The sequence below is a fragment of the Rhizobium sp. CF122 genome, from assembly GCF_000282035.1.
In the GTDB taxonomy this organism is placed as follows: Bacteria; Pseudomonadota; Alphaproteobacteria; order Rhizobiales; family Rhizobiaceae; genus Rhizobium.
Map to the genome: position 1 here is coordinate 121,671 of NZ_AKKA01000070.1, position 24,855 is coordinate 146,525.

General features: G+C 59.9%; 22 protein-coding genes. 7 read left to right on the forward strand and 15 right to left on the reverse strand.

What is annotated here, in order from left to right; genetic code table 11:
- The first annotated feature begins 29 nt into the window (after positions 1-29).
- The gene (locus PMI09_RS13515; RefSeq protein ID WP_037083014.1) at positions 30-1,355 is read left to right on the forward strand and encodes a glucoamylase family protein; all 1,326 of its coding nucleotides are present in this window, start codon (positions 30-32) and stop codon (positions 1,353-1,355) included.
- Here PMI09_RS13515 and PMI09_RS13520 read toward each other — a convergent pair whose 3' ends face one another.
- The 6 genes from PMI09_RS13520 to PMI09_RS13545 form a co-directional block, all read right to left on the reverse strand.
- Positions 1,356-2,396: an ABC transporter ATP-binding protein gene (locus PMI09_RS13520; RefSeq protein ID WP_007794564.1), complete on the reverse strand. Its 1,041-nt coding sequence runs from the start codon at positions 2,394-2,396 to the stop codon at positions 1,356-1,358.
- Positions 2,393-4,009 carry an ABC transporter permease gene (locus PMI09_RS13525; RefSeq protein ID WP_052026540.1) on the reverse strand — a complete coding sequence of 539 codons (1,617 nt, stop codon included), beginning with the start codon at positions 4,007-4,009 and terminating at the stop codon, positions 2,393-2,395. Before PMI09_RS13525 ends, PMI09_RS13520 begins: the two co-directional genes overlap by 4 nt.
- Before the next feature lie 113 nt (positions 4,010-4,122).
- The gene (locus tag PMI09_RS13530; RefSeq protein ID WP_007794571.1) at positions 4,123-5,151 is read right to left on the reverse strand and encodes an iron ABC transporter substrate-binding protein; all 1,029 of its coding nucleotides are present in this window, start codon (positions 5,149-5,151) and stop codon (positions 4,123-4,125) included.
- A 142-nt stretch (positions 5,152-5,293) separates the two neighbouring features.
- On the reverse strand, positions 5,294-6,283 hold the full coding sequence (locus PMI09_RS13535) for an Ldh family oxidoreductase (RefSeq protein WP_007794575.1): 990 nt from the start codon (positions 6,281-6,283) through the stop codon (positions 5,294-5,296).
- Between the two features lie 72 nt (positions 6,284-6,355).
- Positions 6,356-7,894, reverse strand: a complete 1,539-nt coding sequence (gene amaB / locus PMI09_RS13540) for an L-piperidine-6-carboxylate dehydrogenase (protein ID WP_007794578.1) — start codon at positions 7,892-7,894, stop codon at positions 6,356-6,358.
- Positions 7,895-7,911: 17 nt separating this feature from the next.
- Complete coding sequence (locus PMI09_RS13545; RefSeq protein WP_007794581.1) at positions 7,912-9,195, reverse strand: NAD(P)/FAD-dependent oxidoreductase; 1,284 nt, start codon at positions 9,193-9,195, stop codon at positions 7,912-7,914.
- Positions 9,196-9,415: 220 nt separating this feature from the next.
- On the opposite strand from PMI09_RS13545, the gene PMI09_RS13550 reads away from it, so the two are divergent.
- Together PMI09_RS13550 and PMI09_RS13555 are read left to right on the forward strand one after the other, a co-directional pair.
- Complete coding sequence (locus tag PMI09_RS13550; RefSeq protein WP_007794585.1) at positions 9,416-10,306, forward strand: LysR family transcriptional regulator; 891 nt, start codon at positions 9,416-9,418, stop codon at positions 10,304-10,306.
- A gap of 72 nt (positions 10,307-10,378) precedes the next feature.
- The gene (locus PMI09_RS13555; RefSeq protein ID WP_007794587.1) at positions 10,379-10,615 is read left to right on the forward strand and encodes an Lrp/AsnC ligand binding domain-containing protein; all 237 of its coding nucleotides are present in this window, start codon (positions 10,379-10,381) and stop codon (positions 10,613-10,615) included.
- 47 nt (positions 10,616-10,662) lie between these two features.
- Here PMI09_RS13555 and PMI09_RS13560 read toward each other — a convergent pair whose 3' ends face one another.
- The 7 genes from PMI09_RS13560 to epmA all read right to left on the reverse strand — a co-directional run bounded on the left by PMI09_RS13560 (position 10,663) and on the right by epmA (position 18,849).
- Positions 10,663-13,137, reverse strand: coding sequence for a glycosyl hydrolase 2 galactose-binding domain-containing protein (locus PMI09_RS13560; RefSeq protein WP_007794590.1), 2,475 nt, complete (start codon positions 13,135-13,137; stop codon positions 10,663-10,665).
- 16 nt (positions 13,138-13,153) lie between these two features.
- Positions 13,154-14,116 carry a DUF1839 family protein gene (locus PMI09_RS13565; RefSeq protein ID WP_037083019.1) on the reverse strand — a complete coding sequence of 321 codons (963 nt, stop codon included), beginning with the start codon at positions 14,114-14,116 and terminating at the stop codon, positions 13,154-13,156.
- An 8-nt stretch (positions 14,117-14,124) separates the two neighbouring features.
- Positions 14,125-15,033, reverse strand: coding sequence for an amino acid--[acyl-carrier-protein] ligase (locus PMI09_RS13570; protein WP_007794597.1), 909 nt, complete (start codon positions 15,031-15,033; stop codon positions 14,125-14,127).
- A gap of 4 nt (positions 15,034-15,037) precedes the next feature.
- The gene (locus PMI09_RS13575; protein ID WP_007794601.1) at positions 15,038-16,219 is read right to left on the reverse strand and encodes an acyl-CoA dehydrogenase family protein; all 1,182 of its coding nucleotides are present in this window, start codon (positions 16,217-16,219) and stop codon (positions 15,038-15,040) included.
- On the reverse strand, positions 16,220-16,471 hold the full coding sequence (locus PMI09_RS13580) for an acyl carrier protein (RefSeq protein WP_007794604.1): 252 nt from the start codon (positions 16,469-16,471) through the stop codon (positions 16,220-16,222).
- A gap of 261 nt (positions 16,472-16,732) precedes the next feature.
- On the reverse strand, positions 16,733-17,785 hold the full coding sequence (locus PMI09_RS13585) for a lysine-2,3-aminomutase-like protein (protein ID WP_007794607.1): 1,053 nt from the start codon (positions 17,783-17,785) through the stop codon (positions 16,733-16,735).
- Positions 17,782-18,849, reverse strand: a complete 1,068-nt coding sequence (gene epmA / locus PMI09_RS13590) for an EF-P lysine aminoacylase EpmA (protein WP_007794610.1) — start codon at positions 18,847-18,849, stop codon at positions 17,782-17,784. Before epmA ends, PMI09_RS13585 begins: the two co-directional genes overlap by 4 nt.
- A 152-nt stretch (positions 18,850-19,001) precedes the next feature.
- Here epmA and efp point away from each other — a divergent pair, with 152 nt between their 5' ends.
- Positions 19,002-19,571 (forward strand): elongation factor P, encoded by a 570-nt coding sequence (gene efp / locus PMI09_RS13595; RefSeq protein WP_007794613.1) that lies wholly within the window; start codon positions 19,002-19,004, stop codon positions 19,569-19,571.
- Between the two features lie 163 nt (positions 19,572-19,734).
- Here efp and PMI09_RS13600 read toward each other — a convergent pair whose 3' ends face one another.
- Both PMI09_RS13600 and PMI09_RS30390 read right to left on the reverse strand, forming a co-directional pair.
- Entirely contained in the window at positions 19,735-19,998 is a 264-nt protein-coding gene (locus PMI09_RS13600; protein WP_007794616.1) for a YMGG-like glycine zipper-containing protein, read from the reverse strand.
- A gap of 27 nt (positions 19,999-20,025) precedes the next feature.
- Complete coding sequence (locus tag PMI09_RS30390; protein WP_007794620.1) at positions 20,026-20,181, reverse strand: DUF3309 family protein; 156 nt, start codon at positions 20,179-20,181, stop codon at positions 20,026-20,028.
- Between the two features lie 516 nt (positions 20,182-20,697).
- Here PMI09_RS30390 and PMI09_RS13610 point away from each other — a divergent pair.
- The 3 genes from PMI09_RS13610 (at position 20,698) to fdxA (ending at position 24,676) form a co-directional block, all read left to right on the forward strand.
- A complete protein-coding gene (locus PMI09_RS13610; protein WP_007794623.1) occupies positions 20,698-23,736 on the forward strand; it encodes a helicase-related protein in 3,039 nt (1,012 codons plus the stop codon).
- A gap of 3 nt (positions 23,737-23,739) precedes the next feature.
- Complete coding sequence (locus tag PMI09_RS13615; protein WP_007794629.1) at positions 23,740-24,144, forward strand: RNA-binding S4 domain-containing protein; 405 nt, start codon at positions 23,740-23,742, stop codon at positions 24,142-24,144.
- A gap of 193 nt (positions 24,145-24,337) precedes the next feature.
- Positions 24,338-24,676 carry a ferredoxin FdxA gene (gene fdxA, locus PMI09_RS13620; RefSeq protein ID WP_007794632.1) on the forward strand — a complete coding sequence of 113 codons (339 nt, stop codon included), beginning with the start codon at positions 24,338-24,340 and terminating at the stop codon, positions 24,674-24,676.
- Positions 24,677-24,855: the final 179 nt, after the last annotated feature.

The window sequence follows — 24,855 nt, forward strand, 5'->3', positions numbered from 1 at the left end:
GGCTGAATAACAAGTTGGGCTTGGCACGTATGTTACAACGGACCGAGGAAACGGATGTCGCGCTGATCGACAGGCTTCAGCAAGGCGCATTCAATTATTTCCCGAAGCACTACAATCCCGACAACGGGCTGGTCGCGGACACGTCCATCGCGGGTGTTCCCTGCAGCATCGCCGCGGTCGGCTTTTCCCTGTCGTCCTATCCCGTCGCTGTCGAGCGTGGCTGGATGCAGCGCTCCGACGCGATCGAGTACACGCTGAAGACGCTTTGCTTCTTTGCCAACGGTCACCAAGGTCGTGAGCGGCATGCGATCGGCTATCGCGGCTTCTTCTATCACTTTCTGCATATGGACACCGGCCATCGGGCCTGGAACAGCGAGCTGTCAACCATCGACACCACGCTTCTGGTTGCAGGCATGTTGACGGCCGCGGCCTATTTTGATCGCAATACCGAAGCCGAGACGGAGATCCGCAGGCTCGCGAACTTGGTTTACGAGAGAATCGACTGGCACTGGGCGCTGAACAAAGGCCAGACCATTTGCATGGGCTGGAAGCCGGGCAGTGGCTTCCTGCGCTGGCGCTGGCAGGGCTACGACGAAGCGATCCTGCTTTATACGCTGGCGCTGGCTTCCCCGACGCATCCGATCCCGACGTCGAGCTACGATGCCTTTACCGCAAGCTACTCCTGGATGCTGTTCGGCGACCAACCTTATGTCTATGCCGGCCCGCTCTTCATTCACTTTTTCTCGCATGCCTGGATTGATTTCCGCGGAATCCAGGACAAGGCGATGGCCGATCGCAACTGGGATTATTTCCGCAACACCCAGGTATCGATTGCCGTGCAGCGTGACTACGCGGAGCGCAATCCCGGCCACTTCGTCGGCTACAACAAGGACATCTGGGGTCTATCCGCCTCGGATGGCCCGCCTCCGACGCGCAACATGCGTGGTGGTCGCCATCCGCGCGTGCTCGGCTATGCCGCGCGCGGCGCACCGCTCGGACCAGATGACGGCACCATCGCACCCTGGGCCGCACTCGCGTCGCTGCCGTATGACCGCCAGGCGTCGCTCGATGGCCTTCGCGCCCTGATGTCCACGTATCCGAACCTGCTCTACGAGGATCGTTTCCCCGGCGGGTTCAATCCGACCGTGAAGACCAAGCGACCGGAAGGCTGGGTGGACGATCGCTGCGTCGGCATCGATCAGGGACTTCTTGTGATGACGATCGAAAACGATCGGTCCGACTTCATCTGGGGCCTGATGCGACGGTCACCCGTCATCCGGCGCGGTCTTGAACTGGCGGGCTTTAGCGGTGGCTGGCTGTCGGAAGACGAAGGCTCTGAACTGAAGATCGCCTGATCAGCGGCTTCCGAGAACGTGCGCCTTGCCGGCGATATCGAGACGAACACGATCTCCGCGCTCCGGAAGCGCCACGCTCGATGTCTTGATCATTATCGGCGGCAGGGCCACTCCCTCAAGCGACACGGCGACAGTGCAGGTCGCTCCACCGAATTCCACTTCGACGACACGTCCGCGATAAGTCTGCTCGCTTTCATCAGCAACGACCCTGATCTGTTCGGGCCGTAGCATGATCTCGACCTTGCCCTGGCGGTCCCCGTCGACCGCCACGCGGCCGAGCGCGCAGTCAGCAAAGCCGTTGCGAACGATCGCCGGAAGCATCACGGCGTCGCCGAGGAACAGGGCTGTCTCCCGATCGAGGGGCTGCAGGTAAACCGATTGCGGCGACCCGGCCTGGATCAATCTGCCTTCCCGCAGGACGGCAACCTGATCGGCAAAGGAGAGTGCTTCCGCCTGATCATGAGTAACGAGGATCGTCATGATACCTGCGGACTGAAGAACGCGCGCCACGGCCTTCCGCATATTCTCGCGCAGTCCTGTATCGAGTGCCGAAAACGGTTCGTCGAGCAACATCAAGCGCGGCTTGCGGCCAAGTGCGCGGGCAAGTGCCACACGCTGCTGTTGGCCACCGGAAAGCTGGTGCGGCCGACGGGTGAGCATGTTGCGGTCAAGCTCGACCATATCAAGCAGCTCGATAATGCGTCGTTCGCGATCGGGCGCACCGCGCTCGAAGCCGAAGCCGATATTGTCGGCGACACTCAGATGGGGAAACAGCGCGCCGTCCTGTGACACGATACCGATGCCTCGTTTGTGTGCGGGCACCGCTACAGGACCGTCAGCCAGAAGCTCACGGTCGAGCGTCACGCGACCGCCGTCGGGTTGCTCGAAACCGGCGATGATGCGCAGCAGCGTCGTCTTACCCGACCCTGAAGGCCCGACGACGGCAGTGCGGCTTCCGGCGGCAACATCGAGTGAAATATTCTGCAATGCCTGGACATGCCCGTAACGCTTGCTGATGCGATCGATCGTAAGCAGCGTCATTGTCCGGCAGTCCGTTTCGATTGGGCATAAAGAAGAAGCGTGAGCGGCAGCGATAACACGACCATCATGAATGCGTATGGCGCCGCCGCCACGTAATCGATCTCGCTGGTCAGCGACCAGAACCTCGTGGCAAGCGTCTCCACCCCATTCGGCGCCAGCATCAATGTCGCGGTGAGCTCGTTGGTAATCCCGAGACCAACAAGCGCGACGCTGGCCGCCGCACCCGGCGCAGCCAACCGCATGGTGATCTGCCTCACTGCTTGGGCGGGCGTGCGGCCAAGGCCCATCGCGGCACGCTCCAGCTCCACGGGTGCCTGGGCGATACTGGCCCGGAGGCCCACCATGGCACGCGGCAGAAACAGCAGTATGTAAGCAACAATAAGGGTCGCGAAGGTCTGATAGAGAGGCAGAACGAGACGGACCGTAATCGTCACCAGCGCGAGCGCCACGACCACACCCGGCAACGAGCCGACATAGTAGTGGCAGGCCTCGAGCAGGCGCTGGAGACGCCCCGGTGCGCGCACGGAGAGCCAGGCCATCGGTGCGGCAGCAATCGTCGCAAGCGCGCCGCCGGCGATAGCAAGAACGATGGTTTGCGCGAAAGCATTGCCGACCGTGTCGACACGCCAGACCTCGAGCCCGCCGAGATAGAGCCACCGCACCAGCGTTACGAGAGGAACGCCGAGCGCCAGAGCCGCCAGCCCCACCTGAAGCACGATCGCCGGCACCACGAACCAGCCGAGCCGCCGGCGATCCGCAGGCCGCGCCGAGCCGGATCCGACCCGGGCATATCGCTCATTGCCGCGCAACAGGATTTCGAGACCCAGCAGAAACAGGCAGCAGCAGACAAGGACACCGCCCAGCATGTTGGCCGCGGGGCTGTTATAGGCGGATTGGAACTGGTCGACGATGGCGGTAGCAAAGGTGTCGAAACGGATCATCACGTAGAGACCGTATTCCGACAGCAAATGCAGCGCGATCAGCAGCGAGCCGCCGCAGATGGCGAAGCGCAGCTGCGGCAGGATCGTACGGAAGAACAGACGCCAAGGCCCAAGGCCGAGGGAGGCGGCAGCATCCTCGATGGCGGGATCAAGCCGACGCAAGGCGGCGGCGACCGGGAGGTAGAGAAACGGAAAATAGGCGAGCACGGAAACAAAGACGCCGCTCTGCAGGCCGCGCATGCCCGGAACGAGGCTGATCCAGGCGTAACTATGGACGAAGGCCGGCACCGCGAGCGGCGCAACCGCCAGCCACGACCACAGCCGGGCGAAGGGTATGTCCGTCCGTTCGACCAGCCAGGCAAGCGTCACGGCAAGAGCGATCGACAGCGGAATGGTAAAGGCTTCCAACAGCACCGTGTTGACGAGCAATTCGCCGACGCGCGCGCGGAACACCAATTCCTTGACGGTCTGCCAGCCGACATCAAAGGTTATCCAGCCGATGAAGCCAAGCGGCACCAGGCTGAACAGCGCCACGACGGAGGCAAAGAGGATGACGGCAGCGTGGGGCAGATGCGCCCGCAGCCGATCTATTCCCGCCACCGGCCGCGCCATCGGCCTTTCATGGCCGGGAACAAGCAATCTGTTGTCCTGCAGCAAGGCCGCCGCCTTCATACGCTGAAAAAGGAAGGCAACCGCCTATGAAAGGCGGTTGCCGATTTCGTCATGCCCTACGTTTTTCTTGAGCCAAAAGCAACAGTTTTGACCCGCAGGGGCCTGCGAAAGGACTAGATGATGCCCGCGGCCGTCATCAGTTCCGTCACCTTCTTGCTGTTCAGCTTGGCCGCATCAACCTTCGGTGCATCGAGATCAGCCAGCGGAACGAGCTTGTCGTTCGAAGCGGCATCCTTACCGATGGCATATTCGTAGGACGTACCGCTCTTCAAGATGTCTTGGCCGGGCTTGCCGGTCACGAACTTCAGGAAGGCCTGAGCTTCCTTGGCATGCTGGCTCGACTTCAGAGCGCCACCGCCGGAAACGCTGACGAATGCACCCGGATCCTGGTTCTTGAAGTAGTGCAGCGCAACGTTCTTGCTGTTTTCACCGGTCTTCGCCTGATCGCCGAACCAGTAATAGTGATAGATCACCGCACCCTCGACTTCGCCGGCATTGACCGCCTTCATGGCGACGCTGTTGCCCTTATACGGAGTGGAATTTTCCTTGAGCGCCTTGAGCCACGCCGCCGTTGCTTCCTCGCCCTTGAGTTCGAGCAAAGCGCTGACGATCGCCTGGAAGTCAGCGCCGGCCGGCGAAGCGCCCCAACGACCCTTCCAGGCCGGATCCGCAAGGTCGAGCAGCGACTTCGGCAGCTTGTCTTCAGTCAACTTCGTCTTGTCATAGACAAAAACGGTCGAACGGGCGGCAATGCCGGTCCACATGCCGTCAGACGGACGATATTGCTCGGGAACCTGGTCTAGCGTTTCCTTATCGACCGGCGCAAAGAGGCCGGCGGCATCGACCAGCGTCATGGCCGGAGAGTTCTCGGTCAGGAAAACGTCGGCCGGCGACGCATCGCCTTCCTGAACGATCTGGTTGGCGAGCTGCATGTCGCCGCCCTGGCGCATCGTTACCTTGATGCCGGTTGCCTTGGTGAATGCATCGATCCACTCGCGCCCGAGGCTCTCATGTTGAGCGTTGTAGACGACAATGCCTTCGGATTCCTGCGCCACAGCGGCGCCGGTGGCGAGCGAAGTTGCGGCAACAAGCGACGCAGCAAGCGCCAGCGCGCCGGAAACGCGATTAAGGGAAGTTTTCATGAAGCCCTCCATGGTGTTGCACCCGAGATCCCCGAGGTGATGGGAGCCCGTATATTTTTGTTGATTTGGCATTTCAAGTTTTAGAGATGATTCGGGGATCACAAATACTTGAAATCGTTCGTCAACTTTAGAATCGTTCTAGCTAGAGCGAATAGATGGTGGCAACAACTTCGTCCTCGACCTCGAGGCCGCTTTCCAGCGCCTGTCTACGAGCCGTTTGGCCGCGACGCCCGGGGAGCCGCACGCCGGGGTCGGACGAAATCTCGTCCGCCAACCTGGCCAACCTTTCCGCCACGCCATTTCCACCGCTAGCGGCCGGGGTGATGACAACAAGCATCTGCCCAAGACCGGGCGCTGAACCCTTGTCGTCAAAAAGCGAGGAGGACTCGAAGGAGAAATTGGCCCCGGTCAGGGCGCCGGCAAGGAATTCGACCATCATTGCTAAGGCCGCACCTTTGGCCTCTCCAGATGGGGCCATCGTCCCCTCGAGTGCGGCAAGGGCATCCGTCGTCGGCTGACCGTTCCGGTCAAAGGCCCAATCTGCAGGGATATCAACGCCTTTCTGGCGTGCGGCCATCACCTTGCCACGGGCGACGCGCGAGAGCGCGAGATCAATGACGAGAGGGTCAGTCTTTGGGATCGGCGCGGCAAACGCGATGGGATTCGTTCCAAAGACGGGTTTCCGCCCGCCCCAGGCCGCCATGGAGGCGGTGGCGTTGGCAACCATCAGAGCGACAAACCCCATTTCCGCAAACCGCTCGACGGTCAGCGCAAGAACGCCGGCGTGGTGCGAACGGTGAACTGCCGCCAAGGCAATGCCCTGCTCCCTGACAATCTCCGGAAGAACCGACGCGGCGAGATCAAACGCAGGATAGGCATAGCCGTGGCAGGCATCGATCCGCACAACCGCAGGAAACAGTCGTTCGAGCTGCGGCTTGGCAAATCCATCGACCTTGCCTGCCCTCGCCTGCTTTGCGTAAGCCTCGACGCGGCGCAGGCCATGACCTCCCTGTCCAGCCGCTTCGGCAGCAACAAGCGCCCTGGCGACCGAGCGCGCATTTGCCTCGTCCACGCGATTGCGCGTCAGGGCATCGATAACCAGCGTTTCCGCCGCAGCCAAAGTCAAATGCATGGCGACCTGCAAAAAGGAAAAAGGGTGATGACGTGTTATGTCATCGCCCTTCCAGCTGCAATGCAGCAGCAATCATTCAACGTCAAACTTCACGCCCTGTGCGAGCGGCAATGTCTTGCCGTAGTTGACCGTGTTCGTCGCCCTGCGCATGTAGGCTTTCCAGGCGTCGGAGCCGGATTCGCGGCCACCGCCGGTTTCCTTCTCGCCGCCGAACGCACCACCGATTTCGGCTCCGGACGGACCGAGGTTGATATTGGCAATTCCGCAATCCGAACCACGAGCCGAAACGAAGGTCTCGGCTTCGCGCATGTCATTCGTGAAGATCGAAGAAGAAAGCCCCTGCGGCACGGCGTTGTGCAGTTCCAATACCTGATCGAAATCCGTGTACTTCATGACGTAGAGGATTGGCGCAAACGTCTCATGCTCGACAGGGCCAGTCTGTGAGGGCATTTCAACGAGCGCCGGACGGACATAGAAGGCGTCTCCCGCACCGTTTTCGACGCGCTCACCCCCGGTGACCTTGCCGCCAGCCGCCTTCGCCTGTTCCAATGCGGACTGCATATTGCCGAACGCCTGCTTGTCGATCAGCGGCCCGACGAGCGTACCGGCCTCCAGCGGGTTGCCGATCGACACCGAGCCATAGGCCTTCTGCAGGCGCGGAACGAGCTTGTCATAGACGCTCTCGTGAACGAACAGGCGGCGCAATGTCGTGCAGCGCTGGCCGGCCGTACCCATGGCTGAAAAGGCAATGCCACGCAGCGTCAGATCAAGGTCGGCCGTTGGGCAGATGATCGCGGCATTGTTGCCGCCGAGCTCTAGGATCGACCGCGCGAAACGCTGCGACAGGCGTGGACCGACAGCGCGGCCCATGGCCGTCGAGCCGGTCGCGGAGACGAGTGGCACCTTGGGATGGTCGACAAGGACTTCCCCGACATCGCGACCGCCGATGAGCAAGGTCGAGAGGTTGGCAGGCGCGACGCCGCCTTCGGCAATGAACCGCTTCAGCGCCCTTTCAAAAAGCGCTTGAACGGCAAGCGCCGTCAGCGGTGTCTTCTCAGATGGCTTCCAGACCGTTGAGTTGCCGCAGACAAGCGCCAGCGCCGCGTTCCAGGACCAGACGGCGACCGGGAAATTGAAGGCCGAGATGATGCCGACGACACCAAGCGGATGCCAGCTTTCCATCATTCGGTGTTCGGAGCGCTCGGTGGCAATGGTTAGACCATAAAGCTGGCGTGACAGGCCGACGGCAAAGTCGCAGATGTCGATCATTTCCTGGACTTCGCCGAGCCCTTCGGACGTGATCTTGCCAACCTCGATCGAGACAAGCCGCCCGAGAGCGTTCTTCGCAGCACGAAGCTCTTCGCCGAGCAGGCGCACGAGTTCGCCGCGCTTCGGAGCTGGGACGGCCCGCCAATCGAGGAACGCCTTGTGGGCGGCCTCAATCGCAGCCTTTGCCTCGGAAGCCGAATGCTCCTTCAGCGCCCCGATCTCCTTGCCAGTGACCGGAGAGGTGACACGGAGCGTGCCGCCCGTATAGCAGTGGGCACCGACGCCCAATTCTGTGAGCAGTCTTTTCGTCTCGGTGGCGAGATCAAGTGCAGAAATGGTCATGGGTTCAACCTCGTTTCTCAAAAGCGGGCGTCGGCGAAATGGGCCAGTTGGGCGCCGGCTTCGTACCACATTTCCTTCACGGCGCGGAAGCTCGGTTCGGACGGCGCGGTAAGCGGCAGCGGCAGGTCCGCTTCCGTCGTCTGCCCCAGGATAAGCTGGGCAAGCGTGCGGCCGAACACCGTGCCGGGCGCGATCCCGCGACCATTATAGCCGGAGAAGCCCACGACATTCGGCGCGAACCTGTGGAACCGCGGCAACGCATTGGCGGTCATCCCGATCTTGCCGTACCACTCACACTCGAACTCGACGTCACCAAGCTGCGGAAAGAGCTTCTTCAAAGACCGTTTGGCCCAGGCCGTGTGGATCCCAAGCCCGGTATTGCGCAGAGCACCAACGCTGCCGAAGACAAGACGTCCGGCCTGATCCATGCGGTAGGACGACAGGATTTCCTTCGTATCCCAAACGCCTTCGCGCCCTGCAAGAATCGAACCGCGCAGATTGTCGCTGAGCGGCCGGGTGGCCAGATTGAAATAGGGTAGGTGCACCTGCTCGTTGCGCACCGCTTCCCAGGGACCGGTGCTATATGCGTCGGTCGCCACGATAATCCAGTCGGCCGTGACCTCCCCCTTTGCGGTCTTGATGGTCCAGCGATTGCCTTTCCGCTCAGTCCCGATGACGGGGCTCGACGTGTGGATTGAAACGCCAGCCTTGACCGCCGCATGTGCAAGGCCGCGGGCGTAAGCGAGCGGCTGCAGCGTGCCTGCGCGCATGTCGAGCAACGATCCCGTATAGGCACTGCTGCCGACACGCTTGACCGTTTCGGCGGCGTCAAGCAGCACCACCGGCGCCCCGCGTGCCGCCCATTGCCGGGCGCGATCCTCAATCTCCTTCAAGCCACTCGCGCCAACTGCGACGTGAAGCGTGCCGTTCCGTTCGAGCTCACAGGCAATGCCGTGCTTGTCGATCAACTCCATCACCAGCCTTGGAGCGTTGCCCAACAGGTCGAGCAAACGCTCGCCGTAAACAGGGCCGAGAACACCGGGAAGGTCGTCAGGCATCACCCACATGCCGGCGTTGATCAAGCCGACGTTGCGGCCCGCGCCGCCGAAGCCGATCTCCGCAGCTTCCAAAAGCACGACCTTTGAGCCCGCCTCGGCCAGATGGAGACTTGAGGAAAGCCCCGTATAGCCTCCGCCCACGACAACGACGTCGGCGCTCACGGCGCCGGTAAGCGCGGAAGTCACAGGCGGCTGCGGAGCGGTTTTTTCCCAGAGGCCGTGGGAGCGGGGATCGTTCAGCATCGATCAAATCCATCCATTAAACTGGCGACATTCTAGCGCCGTGCCTTTGCTCATGAAACCACTGATCAGGCTGCCGGCCGCAACCTCGGGACCGGTGGGCGCGGCAGATCGATCGCATTTCCAGTTCATTCCGTTTCCGTCACATGAATTACTTTACAAAGCCCCAGATGCCGTAAATATCGACATTTAGGAAACAGCTTATTCTCAAATGGAATGATGGATGCTGCCGTCACGAAGATTTCTTCCCTCGACATCCTTGCTGGTCGCATTTGAATCTGTCTCACGCACTGGCAGCGTGACGGCTGCCGCGCGAGAACTCGACCTCACACAAAGTGCCGTCAGCCGCCAGATCAAGGCACTGGAAGAGCAGCTCGGCGTCGAGCTGTTTCTGCGCGAACGTCAGACCGTGCGGTTGACCCTCGCCGGCGACGCCTATGCGCGCGAGATTCGCGAGGCACTGCGACGCATTTCGAGTGCATCGCTGAACCTCCGTGCCAATCCGCATGGCGGTACGCTCAATCTGGCCATTCTCCCGACATTCGGGACGCGCTGGCTGGCCCCGCGGCTCGGACGCTTCCTTACTGCCAATCCAGGGGTGACGATCAACCTCGTCACCCGACTGTCGCCCTTTGACTTCCGGCTCGATTCCATAGACGCGGCCATTCACTTCGGTCACCCGCATTGGCCTGGCGCGGAGCTGACATTTCTCATGTCGGAGAGGACCGTCCCGGCCTGCAGCCCCGAGTTCCGCAGCCGGCACGCGATCAGCACGGCGCAAGATTTGCTCGACGTTCCACTGCTGCATCTGACGACGCGGCCGGATGCCTGGGAGCGCTGGTTCGCCGACAATGGCGTGAATTTTCAGACCGTGCACGGCATGCTCTTCGACCAGTTCGCGACCGCCGCCCAAGCGGCGATGGCGGGTCTCGGCGTTGCGCTGCTGCCGACCTTTCTCATCTACGACGAGCTGAAGCGCGGCGACCTGATTGCCGCCGTCGATCGCGAAATGGAAAGCAGCGAGCGCTACTACCTTGCCTATCCGACAGAACGGGCCGACTACGCGCCTTTGGAAGCATTTCGCCGCTGGATCGTTCGAGAAGCCGCCATCTGACGGAACAGCTTGCGCCGACATGGCGCTTTCGACCATTATGCGCCGAACCAGAATATGATGCAGGAAACGTCGATGAAGCCAATTTTCGTTCAGCTCCAATGCGCACCCGGCAAGACCTACGAGGTCGCCGACGCCATTTACCAAACAGAGCGCGCTTCCGAGCTCTACTCGACGAGCGGCGACTATGATCTTCTGCTCAAGGTCTACATCGAAGAAGGGCAGGACATTGGCAAGTTCATCAACGATAACATCGCCAACATACCCGGCATCGTGCGTTCGCTGACAACGCTGACCTTCAAGGCGTTCTGAGCAGCCGTTTCAAACGCCTGCCAATCCCGCAATGGCAGGCTTGGGCTTTAAAATGAGACGGCTCGCGAGCTACCTAGGCTTGTGATCTCACCGGACGGCGCTTCTCCATCTGCCGACCCCGATAGCGGAAGCAACCGGACGCGTTTGGCGGCGCCGGGGGCAAGATGAAACCAGTCGTCGTCCGGTCGATAGCCATCAACACCGACGTGGACGGACTGCGCGAACCTGTCGACTGCGATATCGAGCCCCCACGCATTGTCCTTTCGCGTCACCGCCACCTGGATTTCGGCATCGTGGAAGGCCTTCGAGCGCCCCAACGGAAAATGGAAGGCGTCGGCGACCACCAGACCACCATCCGGCAGACGCAAGCGAGCAACGGTGACGTCGTGAGAGGGTGGGCCGAAGCGGAAGGCGTAGGTCGTGTCGAAAAATGCGCCAAAGAGGTCGGTCGCGGCAAAGGTCTCGCGACTTCTCGGCGCCAAAGTCAGAATGCGGCCGCCACTGACGACGTGCTGCTTGCCGTGCCTCAAACAAACCAGCTCGAGATCAAGCTGGAGAGCGTGCTCGGTCTCATTCAGCACGTGAACGTCGAGGCCATTCGTGCCCTCGTCGGTCACGACCACCTGCACCGGCCGGAAAGCGCGGCACAGGGCATACCAGGCCGGCTTCGGCTCGCCGGTTGAATCGATCACACCCCAACCGGCACCAGGCATCAGATCCTGCAGCGTCCAGACCAATGCGCCGTTGCATGTCGACCCATTGCGGCGCCATTCGGCGAAGGTTGCTTCCACAACTTCGCCCGTGACGACGCGGGAAAGATCGAGGTACCGCTCGCGATCTTCACGACGAAGCCGCGCCGGATCCTCGCGATAGAGTTCTGCCAGATAGAAATCCCTTACGTCCTCGAAATCCCACGACGCGCCGCGGTCGCGGGGGACACGCGATTTCCATAGCGGACTGTGGACCGGCGGAACATCCAGATGGCGTTGCAGCGTTCGCTGCTGTGGCACATGAGCGAAAGCCAGGCTTTCGGCCGCGAAGCGAACATTCGCTCGTCGAGCATCGTCAAGCGGTCGCATATAGGCGCCGACGCCGTAGTAATGGGTAACCCCAACGTTCGGAGAAAACGGCATCGCGCCGCCCGAAGGTGAATTTGGCACATACGGGACGTCGGGCCGCATGCGTCCGGCAATCGCCGGAATAATCTCCTCCGTGATCGGACCCGACCAATAGTCCTGCGGCAATCCAAGCATGGCCGCCTGCTGGTAGATTTCGCTGCCGCCGCACAATACCGCGAGTGACGGGCATCCCTGGACGGCGTGCAGGAGTTCCTCAACCTCCGCGTGGACATGCGCCGTCAGAGCTTTGTCGTTCTTCGGATAGTCGAAATTGGCGAACATGAAGTCCTGCCAGACAAGCAGGCCGAGTTCGTCACAGAGCTGAAAGAACTCCGGTGTCTCATAGGCCATCGTCCCGCCAATGCGGATCATGTTCATGCCCGCCTCCGCGGCCAGGCGCAAGAACGGCTCGTAGTCCGACCGGCCGCCCGGCAGCCGTACGATATCGGCGGTCGTCCAGACAGCACCACGGCAGAAGATGCGTTCGCCGTTGATCAACAGCGCAAAATCATCTCCGTGCGATCCGCGATCAATGTCGATCCGCCGAAAACCTGTTCGCCCTGCATGATGCGCAACGCCGTCGATGACAATCGAGTAATCATAAAGTTGCGGCGCGCCATGCGTGTGCGGCCACCAGAGATCAACGTCCTTCAGCTTCAGAATCGCCGAGTAGTGGCTGTCTCCAATCTTTTCGAAGGCCTGCTCGATCTCTCCACAACGAAGCATCAAATCCGGATTGTCGACATTCGTGTGAAGCGAAACGCTCAACCGCCCGGTACCGTCCGCCTCAAGCACGGCACGGACAGTGACATTGTCGATCGAAACGACATCGCGGCGCACGAGCGTGATGGCACGCCACGGCCCAACCGCATGAATTTCAGGACACCAGCCCGGCATCCGTCCAAGCAACGTCGTGCGAACGTTTTTCAAGCCTTGCGGCGTGATCATCTGCGGACGCCAGCGGGCGCGAGGGCCGGATTCGGCCAGCTTTGGCGCAAGGGCTCGGAAGCAAAGTGCCAACTCATCGCCGCCCGAGAGCGTCACCGGTATCTCGTGCATGGTGAACATGCTTTCCGACGACAGGATTTCCTGGCCATTGAGGAAGACATGACACAGCGTTGCCAACCCCTCGAAGCGCAGGATCGCGTCGCCGGGCTGCGCGTCAAAAAGCCGGCAGAGATACCACGCGTCGCGGGTATCGAGCGGCTCCGGATTCTCGCGATCGAAGCGCCCGGCCTTTTCCAATGCCGCGGCGACAGTTCCCGGCACTTCGGCGGCGATGTGCTGTGCGGATAAGGGAACGTCATGAGGGGTTGCGCAAGCGTCCGGCTCCGTCAGAACCAGATTCCAGCCTTCGGCGAGCAGAGTTTCCTCCGCGCCGACACTCGCCAACCGTCCCCGCATGCTTAGACTCCCGGCTTCACAAGCGCTCCTTGAGCGAAGCCATCATGGAATCCCATGCATCGGCTGCCGGATCAAGCGCTGCGCGCAGTGGATCATATTTCTTCCGCGTCACAGCCCGGGCGAGCTGGAACTGCACCGACTTTGCAATTTCGGAAATCCGGTGCGAATCAGCGATGGCAGACGAGAATTCGTTGCCAGAGAGCCAGGCGAGATGGTCACCGGCAAGTTCGAAATTGGCGCCAAACTGGCGTAGCGTGTTGAACGCATACTTGTGAAAGAAGCCAAACGGCCGCTCTGCGACCGCTTCCACCTGCTGCGGAAACACTTCGGCGAAGGCCCGAATAGGATTCGAGACCGGCCGGCGACCGAAGTGACGTTCAAGAAGTTTGCGCGCGGTGGTGCTGACATGCGCAGCCTCAGGAATACGGGCGGGAAACTTTGCAAACTCCGTATATGGAAGGAACGACGGATCTTGTGGCTTCAGGTTGAGCTGGAACAGCCCATCGAAGTCTTCGCCCCCGAGCTGAAAGTAACCACCGTTGTGAAAATACTCGATGCGCTTGCCGGCGAAGTCGAGCCTGTTGATTGCGACGGTGGTCTTGCCATGCTCGGTCCGGTAGGCAGTGCCCTGCGTATCGGGCATATAGAACGAATCCATCTCGATCAGGCAAAGACGCCCGCGTGCAATCTGCACCTCAACGTGCCGTTCGACGCGGTCGAAGATGGCAAGTTCGGTGACGCGGATGTCGTAGAGTGCCTCAAGATCCTCGAGGGGCACCTTGAAGAAGGTGAATTGATCGCCCTCGAAATCCTGGGTGAGCGTGAAGCCAAGCATCGCCTCCGGCGCAGCGCCGACGGCGTTCAGCACTTCGATCCAAAGGTCGACGTAGCAATTGGTTTCAGGCCACATGCGTTCGCTGGAGTGCAGCGGATGCGGCTGATAGCCGTCCGGGCGCACCCGTGGAAAGACGGCTCTCATCGTTTCGTTCAGCCCCACAGCGCTTGACGCACCTTGGAAGGCCAATGCTTGACCTCGAGCCCGTGGTGATGGAACAGCGCGAGCGCGATGCGTTCAAGCCCGAAGCCAACGCAGGCGGTATGCGCAACGCTGCCGTCTTCAAGATAAAGGCCCCATTTCGTGCCGAACGCATCCTGATGGTAGTTGAAGCTCATGCAGGCCGTCGGCTTAGCAACCGAGGTGATCGGAATGAGCAGCTCGAACTTCAGGTTCTGATCGCGCTGATTGTTGGCCAGCATTTTGCCGGCGCGGCCGAAGAACGGATCGTTCGCGACATCGATGGCCACATCGAGGCCGACCGCCTTCATCATTTCGACGCCGCGGTCCATCCAGCGTTGACGGAAATCCGTGACGTGCTCTTCCATACCCATGCAAATATATTCACGCATGCGGAAGAGCTGCTGGCGCGCGGGATCCTGCGAAGGCTCATGGCGGAAGCAGTAGGATTGCAGATCGAAGAGGCTGCCACTCATCGGCAGTTTGCCGCGGCGAGCAACTGTCGGATAGAGCGGATAGCATGCCGCAGGAGTCAACACGATGTCAGTCGCCTGCTGATCCTTCGTCCAGTCGTCACCCACTTCCATGCATTGAAGGAGGCTGACGTGGTCGAGCTCGCTGCCACAGAAACTGTGAACGGTGCCGGCAAGCTGCGGGAAGCTCTTCATGTAGCCGCTCTTCTCGAAGAAGGCGCGATTCATCCCGGGCGGAAAACGCATCGCTTCAGCGCCGTCGGCGCCGCCGAACTTGTCGATCAGGCGTTCGAAGGCGGCGATCACATCTTCGAATTGTCCGCTGCGCCCGTAAAGACCGTCAACGCCCGTATCGATCAGGAGGCCCGATTCAAAAAGCCTGTCCAGAAACGTTGTCTGCACGTCCATGTCGTCACCCCAGTAAGCTAGTGTCCTGCTTGTGGACAAGAAGCATGCTCGACGTGTTGCCGAGGATGCGGTCGTTCGAGATCATGAGTTGTGCGGAGTGGGCATCGCGCAGATGTCGGCCGACGCTGAATGGCGTGCCATTCTTGTAGCCCATGATCCCGCAAATCAGCATCACGTGATTGACGATTTCGAGAATCGTTTCCGATGAGGCAATCTTCACGTTGTTCATCGTCACGGCAAAGCCCATCGAGGAAAGCTTGTCTGCGTCGCTCTTGGCATCCTCGTAGGCCTTCAGGCCGGCGACGACGTTCGAGCGAACCATTTGCAGCAGATTGGAGACCTCGGCCAATCGCAGGGCTCCGGGCGGTGGCGCCCCTGGTGACTTGCGCGCCGCAGCGCGCACGAACGCCTGCGCCCGCCCCACGGCATCGACGGCGATGCCGTACCACACGCCGCTCCAAAGCAGGTGCGATGAAGCCAGCATGGATTGAGCCGCGATCTCCGCGAAGGGCTTCGGTAGAATTTGTCGAGCTGGGGCCTCGCCTTTGAAGAGGAAGCCATCCGAACACGTACCGCGCATGCCGAGCGTGTTCCACGCGTGGGTCTTTTCCAGAGCGTACTGCTCCTTGAGGAAGACAGTCAGGACCTGATCGGAGGAAGCCGCATTTGCATGGGCGCGCGACGTAATCATGATCGCATCGGCGTAGGAGCCATAGGATATGACGGTCGCGTCTTTCTCGAGACGGCAACTATCACCCTCCACCTCGATCGCACAGATGCTATTCCTGAGATTGCCGCCAATGCCGCCCTCCGTCGTCGCCGATGCGATCAGCAATTGCTCGGCCGCCACGCGTTGCATGAAGGCCCGATGCCATTCGCTCTCGGCGCCGTGCTCGACAAGACTGCAGAGCTTGATGTGATGCATGGCGAAGACCATGGCAGCCGCCGAACACGCCTGCCCAAGCATCGAGCACAGCTCGGCTATCTGTGCGATCGTCGCGCCTTCGCCCCCGCAATGGCGTGGGATCTGAATTCCGAGCAGTCGCTCGGCCCTCATTGCCTCCACCGCTTCGTGCGGGAACCTCCCATCAAGATCGACGGAGTCCGCATGCTTTGCCGCAATCGCTGACACACGGGCGACTCTGGAGGCAAGATCCTCTTCCGCGATTTTGACCGGAAAGTTCATTTAGGCGACCTTCCGGCTATCTTTGATCTGGTCGACAGTCTTCGCGATCGCCGCGATGCTGGCGAAAGACTTGCGATTCAAGAGATTGTCGGGAAACTCGATATCAAATGCCTCTTCGATGCCAAGCATAAGCTGCACGGAAGCGAAGGAAGTTAGGCCCACCGCATAAAGGTCGGCATCGTCGGCAACTTGGTCAACAGAGACGGGAAGCTTTCCAAATTTGACCAGGAGCTCACGGATCGTAGTATTCATTATGACTTCTCCAAGATGATCATATCTCGAGTGGCGAAACTGCCTTGTTCTCGGAATAGACGTAGTCTGGAAAAGACAAAATTCTCCTAAATGACGTAGTTAAAGTGAGCTAAGCACCTCAACTAAATTCTTATAGGAGAAACGAGATGACGTGGAACTTACGTTGGATTTCAATATCTTGCCTACCATTTATATTCTCGCGCCATGAAGAGGTCTCGCGACACATTGTTCAAGAACAACACTTCGCCCGCCCCGTTTTCACTAGGCGACCGGCGGATACAGGTGCTCGGCACCGCGATAATCCGAAACAGAATAGCAGCCCTCGCCCGCCTCTCTGATCGACTGCTCACCGATGACGGCCTTGCCATGGCCGCCCGGTATGTCGAGTATGTAGGTGGGTTGGCAGAGACCGGAGATCCGGCCGCGCAAAGCGGCGACGATCTTCTGCCCTTCTTCGATCGTCAGCCGAAAATGGCTCGTGCCGGGAGCGAGGTCCGGATGGTGCAGATAGTAAGGCTTCACACGCGTCTCGACGAAGGCCTTCATCAACCCTGCAAGTACTTCTGGATCATCATTGACGCCCCGCAGGAGCACCGATTGGCTGACCATGACAATTCCGGCATCGATCAGACGGGCACACGCCGCGCGTGCCTCTTCGGTCAGTTCGCGAGGATGATTGGCATGCAGCGCCACGTAGACGGTTTTGCCACTCGCTCTCAGGGCTGCAATCAAGGCTGCATCAACTCTTGAAGGATCCACCACGGGAACGCGTGTATGGAACCGCACGATCTTCACGTGATCGATCGATGCCAGTTCGCGAAGAATTTCTTCCAACCGTCGCGGAGACAGCACCAACGGATCGCCGCCCGTCAGGATCACCTCCCAGATTTCCTTATGGTCTCGAATGTAGGCAAAGGCTGCCGTCATTGCCTCGGGGTCTAGCGTGCCCAAGCCTTGCGGGCCAACCATCTCGCGGCGAAAGCAGAAACGACAGTAGACTGGGCAGACATGCACGGCCTTCAACAGTACCCGATCGGGATAGCGATGAACGATCCCCTGCACGGGACTATGGGCTTCGTCGCCGATCGGATCCGCACGCTCTTCGGGCACGACGTTGAGCTCGGCCGCATCTGGTACGAATTGCCTGGCGATTGGGTCTGCAGCGTCCGTGCGATCAATCAAGCGCGCGACCGCTGGCGTCAATGCAATGGCGTAGCGTGCGGCTACATCAGCCAACGCGTCCCGGTCTCTCTGACCCAGCAGCCCAGCGCTTTCCAGACCCTCGACGGTCTTGATAGGCACGATACTGTTCATCTGCCGTACTCCGCGACCGGGGCCCACATCACCTGATCGATCCGCGACGCGCCGGTTGCCAGCATCACCAACCGATCGAAGCCGAGAGCGATCCCGCTTGCCTCGGGCATGATGGCAAGCGCGTCCAGAAAATCCTCATCCAGAGGATAGCTTTCGCCGTAGATGCGGGCCTTCTCAGACATCTCGATCTCGAAGCGACGGCGCTGTTCCGCCGGATTGGTAAGCTCGCCAAAGCCGTTCGCAAGCTCGACCCCGCAAGCATAGACCTCGAAACGTTCGGCAACACGGGGATCACGAGCGGAGGGGCGCGCCAACGCTGCTTCCGACACCGGATACTCGTCAAGAATGGTCACTCGACCGAAACCCAAATGAGGCTCGACCTTCTCGACAAGGACGCGGCTGAACAGATCGGCCCAGCCATCATCGTCCGCAACACGCATGCCGATCCGCTTCATCTGGTCAGCGAGATGCGCCCGATCCGTCGCACCATCGGCGGAAACGGAAGCCAGGAGATCGATGCCGGCATAGCGTTCGAAAGCTGCGGCAACGCTTGTTCGGTCCGGCCCTGCGAACGGATCGCAGTCACTGCCTTTATAGGTGAGCCGTGCCGTCTTCATCGTTTCTGCAGCAAGCGCCAAAATGCGAACGCAGTCCATCATCAGGCTCTCATAGCTTTCGCCCACACGATACCACTCAAGCATCGTGAATTCCGGATGATGCAAGTGTCCACGCTCGCGATTGCGATAGACGTGTGCGAAACAGGCGATGCGCTGCTCTCCGGCCGAAAGCAGTTTCTTGCAGGCAAACTCAGGCGATGTATGCAGGTAAAGCGGCGCCGCCGTCTGGCCGTCGGTCGTCAATGCTTCAGTGGCAAACGCATGAAGGTGCGCCTCGTTGCCTGGCGAGACCTGCAGCGTTGCGGTGTCGACCTCCAGAAAATCCTCGCTCAGGAAGTAGCCGCGCAATGCAGACTGGATCGCATTTCGTCCAATCAGGAACGGGCGGCGGTCCAAATGCATGCTCGGCGTCCACCACGGCGACACTTTGGCGATCGAGGGATTCATTGGCATTTGTCCTGACCGACCTGTCCAACCCTGGGGCTGGCTATTTGCCGGATTTTAGGTTAGTTGCGCCCCCAAAGAATAATCACTCGCGTCTCCGGGGCTGTATCGACAGTCCTCTACGACGCCAAAAGCCGAGTTACAAGGAAGTCTTAATGGTCAAGGTCATCGCCTCTTCCGTCCGCAAGGGCAACGTTCTCGACGTAGATGGCAAGCTCTACGTCGTTCTGACTGCTCAGAACTTTCATCCGGGCAAGGGCACGCCGGTTACCCAGGTCGACATGCGTCGTATCGTCGATGGCGTCAAGGTCTCCGAGCGCTGGCGTACGACCGAACAGGTGGAGCGCGCTTTCGTCGAAGACGTGAACTTCCAATACCTCTACGAAGATGGCGAAGGGTTCCACTTCATGAACCCGGCGACCTACGACCAGGTCGTCGTCGACAATGAAACGATGGGCGATCAGAAGGCCTATCTGCAGGAAGGCATGACCTGCATTCTGTCGATCCATGAAGGCGTTCCGCTTGCTCTCGAGCTGCCGCGCCACGTGACTCTCGAAATTACGGAAACCGAACCGGTCGTTAAGGGCCAGACGGCTTCGTCGTCCTACAAGCCGGCAATGCTGTCGAACGGCGTGCGCACCATGGTGCCGCCGCACATCAACGCCGGCACGCGCGTTGTTATCGCGACGGAAGACAATTCCTACGTCGAGCGCGCAAAGGACTGATCGTCCGCTTCAGCGCTGAGAACTATGGCCGCTTCGGAAACGACGCGGCCTTTTCTTGTCGGCGACACGTTCGTATCGCGACCACTGTTCAAACAAAAAAGCGCCGATTCAGCCGGCGCTTTCGATCTCAAGATGATAAGGCTGCTAGGCGCTGGCCCGGGCCTTAGTAACGTGGGCAACGTGCTTCGTAGCGGCGGCCGTACCGATCCCTGTAGACGCAGTAGCCACGCCGCTCAACGGACTGGCCGATCAATGCGCCAGCAAGACCACCGGCAACTGCGCCCACGGCAGCGCCGCCCCAGCTGTTGCTGACAGCACCACCGATAATGGCGCCTGTACCGGCACCGATCGCGGTACCCTGTTCAGTCGCCGTGCAGGAGGCAAGCGCACCAACGAGAGCGCCAATGAGCACAATCTTTTTCATCATGAGATATCTCCCAGTTTTTTCCGTCGCTTAGATGCGACCAAGCAGCACAAGAATAATAATAATCACGAGAACTAGCCCTAAACCGCCCGAAGGTCCATAGCCCCATCCCCGGCTATAGCCCCAATTCGGTAAGGCGCCGATCAAAAGCAGAATAAGGATAATCAGAAGTATCGTGCCAAGCATGGTTCAAGTCCTCAACGTCATTACACTTGGAATGGACGAGAAACACACACCACCGTTTTTTGTTCCCTATGTATCAACTGTTCCGCTTTCATGGAAAAAACCAGATCGAGCCGCATTTTCCGGTTCCTCTCAGGAACGTTAGCATCATGGGGGTGTCGGGGCGGGCTGGATCGATTGTCGATTTTCGGCGAAAGGCCGTTGACAGCCTAGATGCAAATCCGGCCACACGTATGGCGCGAATTTCAAGATTCAGCATCTTGTGGGAAAAAGTGATTCAAAATCAATACTTAGCCGTGAACAAACACTGAATCAGCCGGAGTCAGCGATTCGTCTCCGATTCGTTCTCAAGCTGTTCCGAATCGCAAAACGAGCAATCTGCAAGCTTTTCGCGCAACAGAAAACCGCAGAGTAAATTCAAATCAGCCCTTGCGTTTGAGACAACGGCTGTCCATGTGTTGTCTGCTCTCGGAGAGGAGCTGACTTGACCTGGGGCACCCTCGCCTCACTTGCAGGACCATGACACTGACATCGCAGCCGATGATACTGAGCGGGCGCGGAGTAACCGCGGTGCTCGGGCCAACCAATACCGGCAAGACGCATTATGCCATCGAGCGCATGGTTGCGCACGGCACTGGCGTGATCGGACTACCGTTGCGGCTGCTGGCACGCGAGGTCTATACACGCGTCGCCGAAAAGGTCGGGATCCAGAATGTTGCGCTGGTAACGGGCGAGGAGAAGATATCGCCTCCCAACGCCCGCTTTTCGGTCTGCACGGTTGAGGCGATGCCGCGCGAGACCAAAGCCGCCTTTGTCGCAATCGACGAAGTGCAGCTCGCGGGCGATCTGGAACGTGGTCATATCTTTACGGACCGTATCCTGCATCTGCGCGGTCGCGACGAGACGCTGCTGCTCGGCGCCGGCACTATGCGTCCAATTTTACAGCAGCTTCTTCCGGGCATTACCGTTGTCGAGCGACCGCGACTTTCCCAGCTGTTCTACGCCGGACAAAAGAAGATCACACGCCTGCCTCAACGTTCGGCGATCGTCGCCTTCTCGGCGGATGAAGTCTATGCGATCGCCGAGTTGATCCGGAGGCAGCGAGGCGGGGCAGCCGTCGTCCTTGGAGCCCTTAGTCCACGTACCCGCAATGCGCAGGTGGCGCTCTACCAAGCCGGAGACGTGGAGTATCTGGTCGCGACGGATGCGATCGGCATGGGTCTCAATCTCGATGTCGATCATGTCGCCTTCGCGCAGGATCGCAAATTCGACGGCTACCAGTTCCGTAATCTCAATTCTGCCGAACTCGGGCAGATTGCCGGCCGCGCCGGTCGACACGTTCGCGATGGGACATTTGGCGTCACCGGCCAAGTCGATCCCTTCGATGAGGAATTGGTCGAACGCATCGAAGGTCACGAATTCGACAATGTAAAAGTGCTGCAATGGCGCTCAAAGAACCTCGACTTCGCCTCCATTCACGCGCTGCGCGCGAGCCTTGAGACCGGCCCTACCGTTTCCGGCCTGACACGCGCTCTGCCTGCCGTTGATCAACAAGCGCTGGAACACCTGTCGCGCTACCCTGAGATCATCGACCTTGCGAACAATCCGGCGAGCGTCGAGAAGTTGTGGGAAGCCTGCGCGCTTCCGGACTACCGGCGCATCGCGCCGGCCCAACACGCCGATCTCATCTCCACCCTCTTTTCCGATCTCGTCCGCTATGGCACGGTAAATGAGGACTTCCTTGCCGAGCAGGTACATCGCGCGGATCGAACGGACGGTGAGATTGACACGCTTTCGGCGCGAATCGCGCAGATAAGGACTTGGACCTATGTATCGAATCGGCCCAATTGGCTTGCCGATCCGACACACTGGCAGGAAAAGACGCGGGAAATCGAAGATCGATTGTCCGATGCGTTACATGAAAGGTTGACGAAACGCTTTGTTGATCGCAGGACATCTGTGCTCATGAAGCGCCTGAGAGAGAATGCGATGCTGGAAGCTGAAATCAGTGTAAATGGCGATGTCTTTGTTGAAGGACATCATGTGGGGCAGTTGTCGGGATTCCGGTTCACGCCCATTTCGGGAGCGGAGGGACCGGACGCCAAGGCTGTTCAGTCTGCTTCGCAGAAGGCGCTTGCTCTGGAATTCGAGGCGCGTGCGGCTCGCCTCCACGCGGCCGGCAATAGCGATCTCGCGATCAGCTCCGACGGTTCGATCCGCTGGTTGGGCGACCCGGTGGCACGACTGGCAGGCAGTGATCATGTCATGCGCCCGCGCGTCATTATTCTCGCCGACGAGCAGTTGACCGGCAGTGCACGTGACCACGTGACCGCCCGTATCGAGCGCTTCGTAAATCATCATATCAGCACGGTTCTGAAGCCGCTTGACGATCTGTCCCGCGCAGAGGATCTGCAGGGCCTGGCAAAGGGCCTGGCATTTCAGCTCGTCGAGAACCTCGGCGTGCTGTTCCGGCGCGACGTGACCGAAGAAGTAAAGTCGCTGGATCAGGATGCCCGCGCTTCGATGCGCCGCTACGGTGTCCGCTTCGGTGCCTACCACATCTTCGTCCCCGCCCTTCTGAAGCCCGCCCCTGCAGAGCTCATCACACTCCTTTGGGCGTTGAAGAATGACGGTCTCGACAAGCCGGGTTATGGCGATCTCATTCCGGTGCTGGCTGCCGGCCGCACCTCGGTCGTCACCGATCCGGGTTTCGAGCGCACCTTCTACAAGCTGGCCGGCTTCCGATTCCTCGGTAAACGCGCGGTTCGCATCGATATCCTTGAGCGCCTGGCGGATATCATCCGCCCGCTGCTTCAGTGGAAGCCGGGCCAGGCAAATCGTCCCGAAGGAGCATATGACGGCCGCCGCTTCACGACGACGACCGCTATGCTTTCGATCCTTGGTGCAACACTCGAGGACATGGAAGAAATCCTGAAGGGGCTCGGCTATCGCTCCGATGCCGTCAAGGCGGAGGAGGCAGCAGCCCATCTGTCGGCTCAGGACGCCTCGGCAGCGCTGGCGACCGGGACTGCGGTTGAGGATGGCGCAGAGAAGGCGGATCACGACGATGCCGACAGCGCATCGGAGGAAGCCGCCTCGGAAGCTCCCGCTGCTGTTGAAGCAGTGGTGACCGAACAACCAGTCGCGGCAAATCCCGAAGAAGCCGAGGAGCCGAAGCCGGTTCTTCTCTGGCGCCTCGGTGGTCGCACGGACAATCAGCGCCAGGCTCGCAACCCGGGCGAACGTCGCGGTGGCAACAATCGCGGCCAGGACCGGGGATCTGATCATCGCCGCCAAGGTGGTGCAAATGACGAGGGCCGAGACGGCAACCGCCAGCATCACGGCAAGGATGGCGGCAAGCCACATCAGGGACGCGGCGACCGCAACGAACAGCGCGGCGACCGTCAAGACCGTGGCGATCGCAAGGATCGCAACAACAATCGCGGCGGCCCACAGCCACTGCGCTTCGAGGCAAAGCCACCGCGCAAGGAAAAGCCGATTGATCCGGATTCTCCTTTCGCGAAGCTCGCTGCCTTGAAGGAGCAGATGAAGAAGTAGCGGATGAGCGGGGAGACACAGCCAGGAAGCGGTTCGCGGCAGCGCATCGACAAGTGGCTGTTCTTCACGCGTATGGTAAAGTCGCGCTCGCTGGCACAAAGCCACATTCAATCCGGGCATGTCCGGATCAATGGCGAGCGCGCCCTCCAGCCGAGTCAAACGGTCAAGGTGGGCGACAAGGTCGAGCTGGCACTCGAGCGGCGCGACGTTGTCCTCATCGTCAAATCAGGCGGCGAGCGGCGTGGCCCCTATGAGGAAGCCCGGCTCCTCTATGAGGATCTGACGCCACCGCCCGACGAGACAAAACGCCTGACACCTTATGAGCAGGCAATGCGGGCCACAGGGGCGGGACGACCCACAAAAAAGGAACGTCGTGCAATCGACAGGCTGATGTCGGACGAGGATTAGAAAACTCTATCCGAACTGTCGAGTTCTGCGATTTCTTTATCCTTGAAATCCGCAGACAAAGCCGATACGTCACAATCAACTTGCCGGATAGCGTGAATGCCTCCCAAGCATCTCACCGCTTCCTTTCCGGTTGGGGGAAGGCGCGACGTTCCAGGTTGCCCGGCCCCATTGTATGGAAGTCCTGGAGTTCTTCATGACCTATGTCGTGACCGACAATTGCATTCGCTGCAAATATACCGACTGCGTGGAAGTCTGCCCCGTCGACTGCTTCTATGAAGGCGAAAACTTCCTCGTCATTCATCCTGACGAGTGCATCGACTGTGGCGTTTGTGAGCCGGAATGTCCCGCCGAGGCAATCAAACCGGACACGGAGCCGGGCCTCGACAAGTGGCTCAAGATCAACGCCGAGTATGCCAGCATCTGGCCGAACATCACGGTCAAGAAGGATGCCATGCCCGAAGCGAAGGAACTGGATGGCGAAACCGGCAAGTTCGAGAAGTATTTCTCGGAGAAGCCCGGAGCGGGCGACTGATCCTCCGGTAGGTCTGAAACCGGGTTCAGTGAGCTGGAAAACGCTTGAAGTGTGTCTGCGGCATATGGGTGTCATGTGTTGCGCGCATGACTCAGGCGCAGTAAATTATTGATTTCCTCATATTTTTGTGATAGCTTTCTGACACTGATCCATTTTGCGGCATGAAGCATGCCCAAACC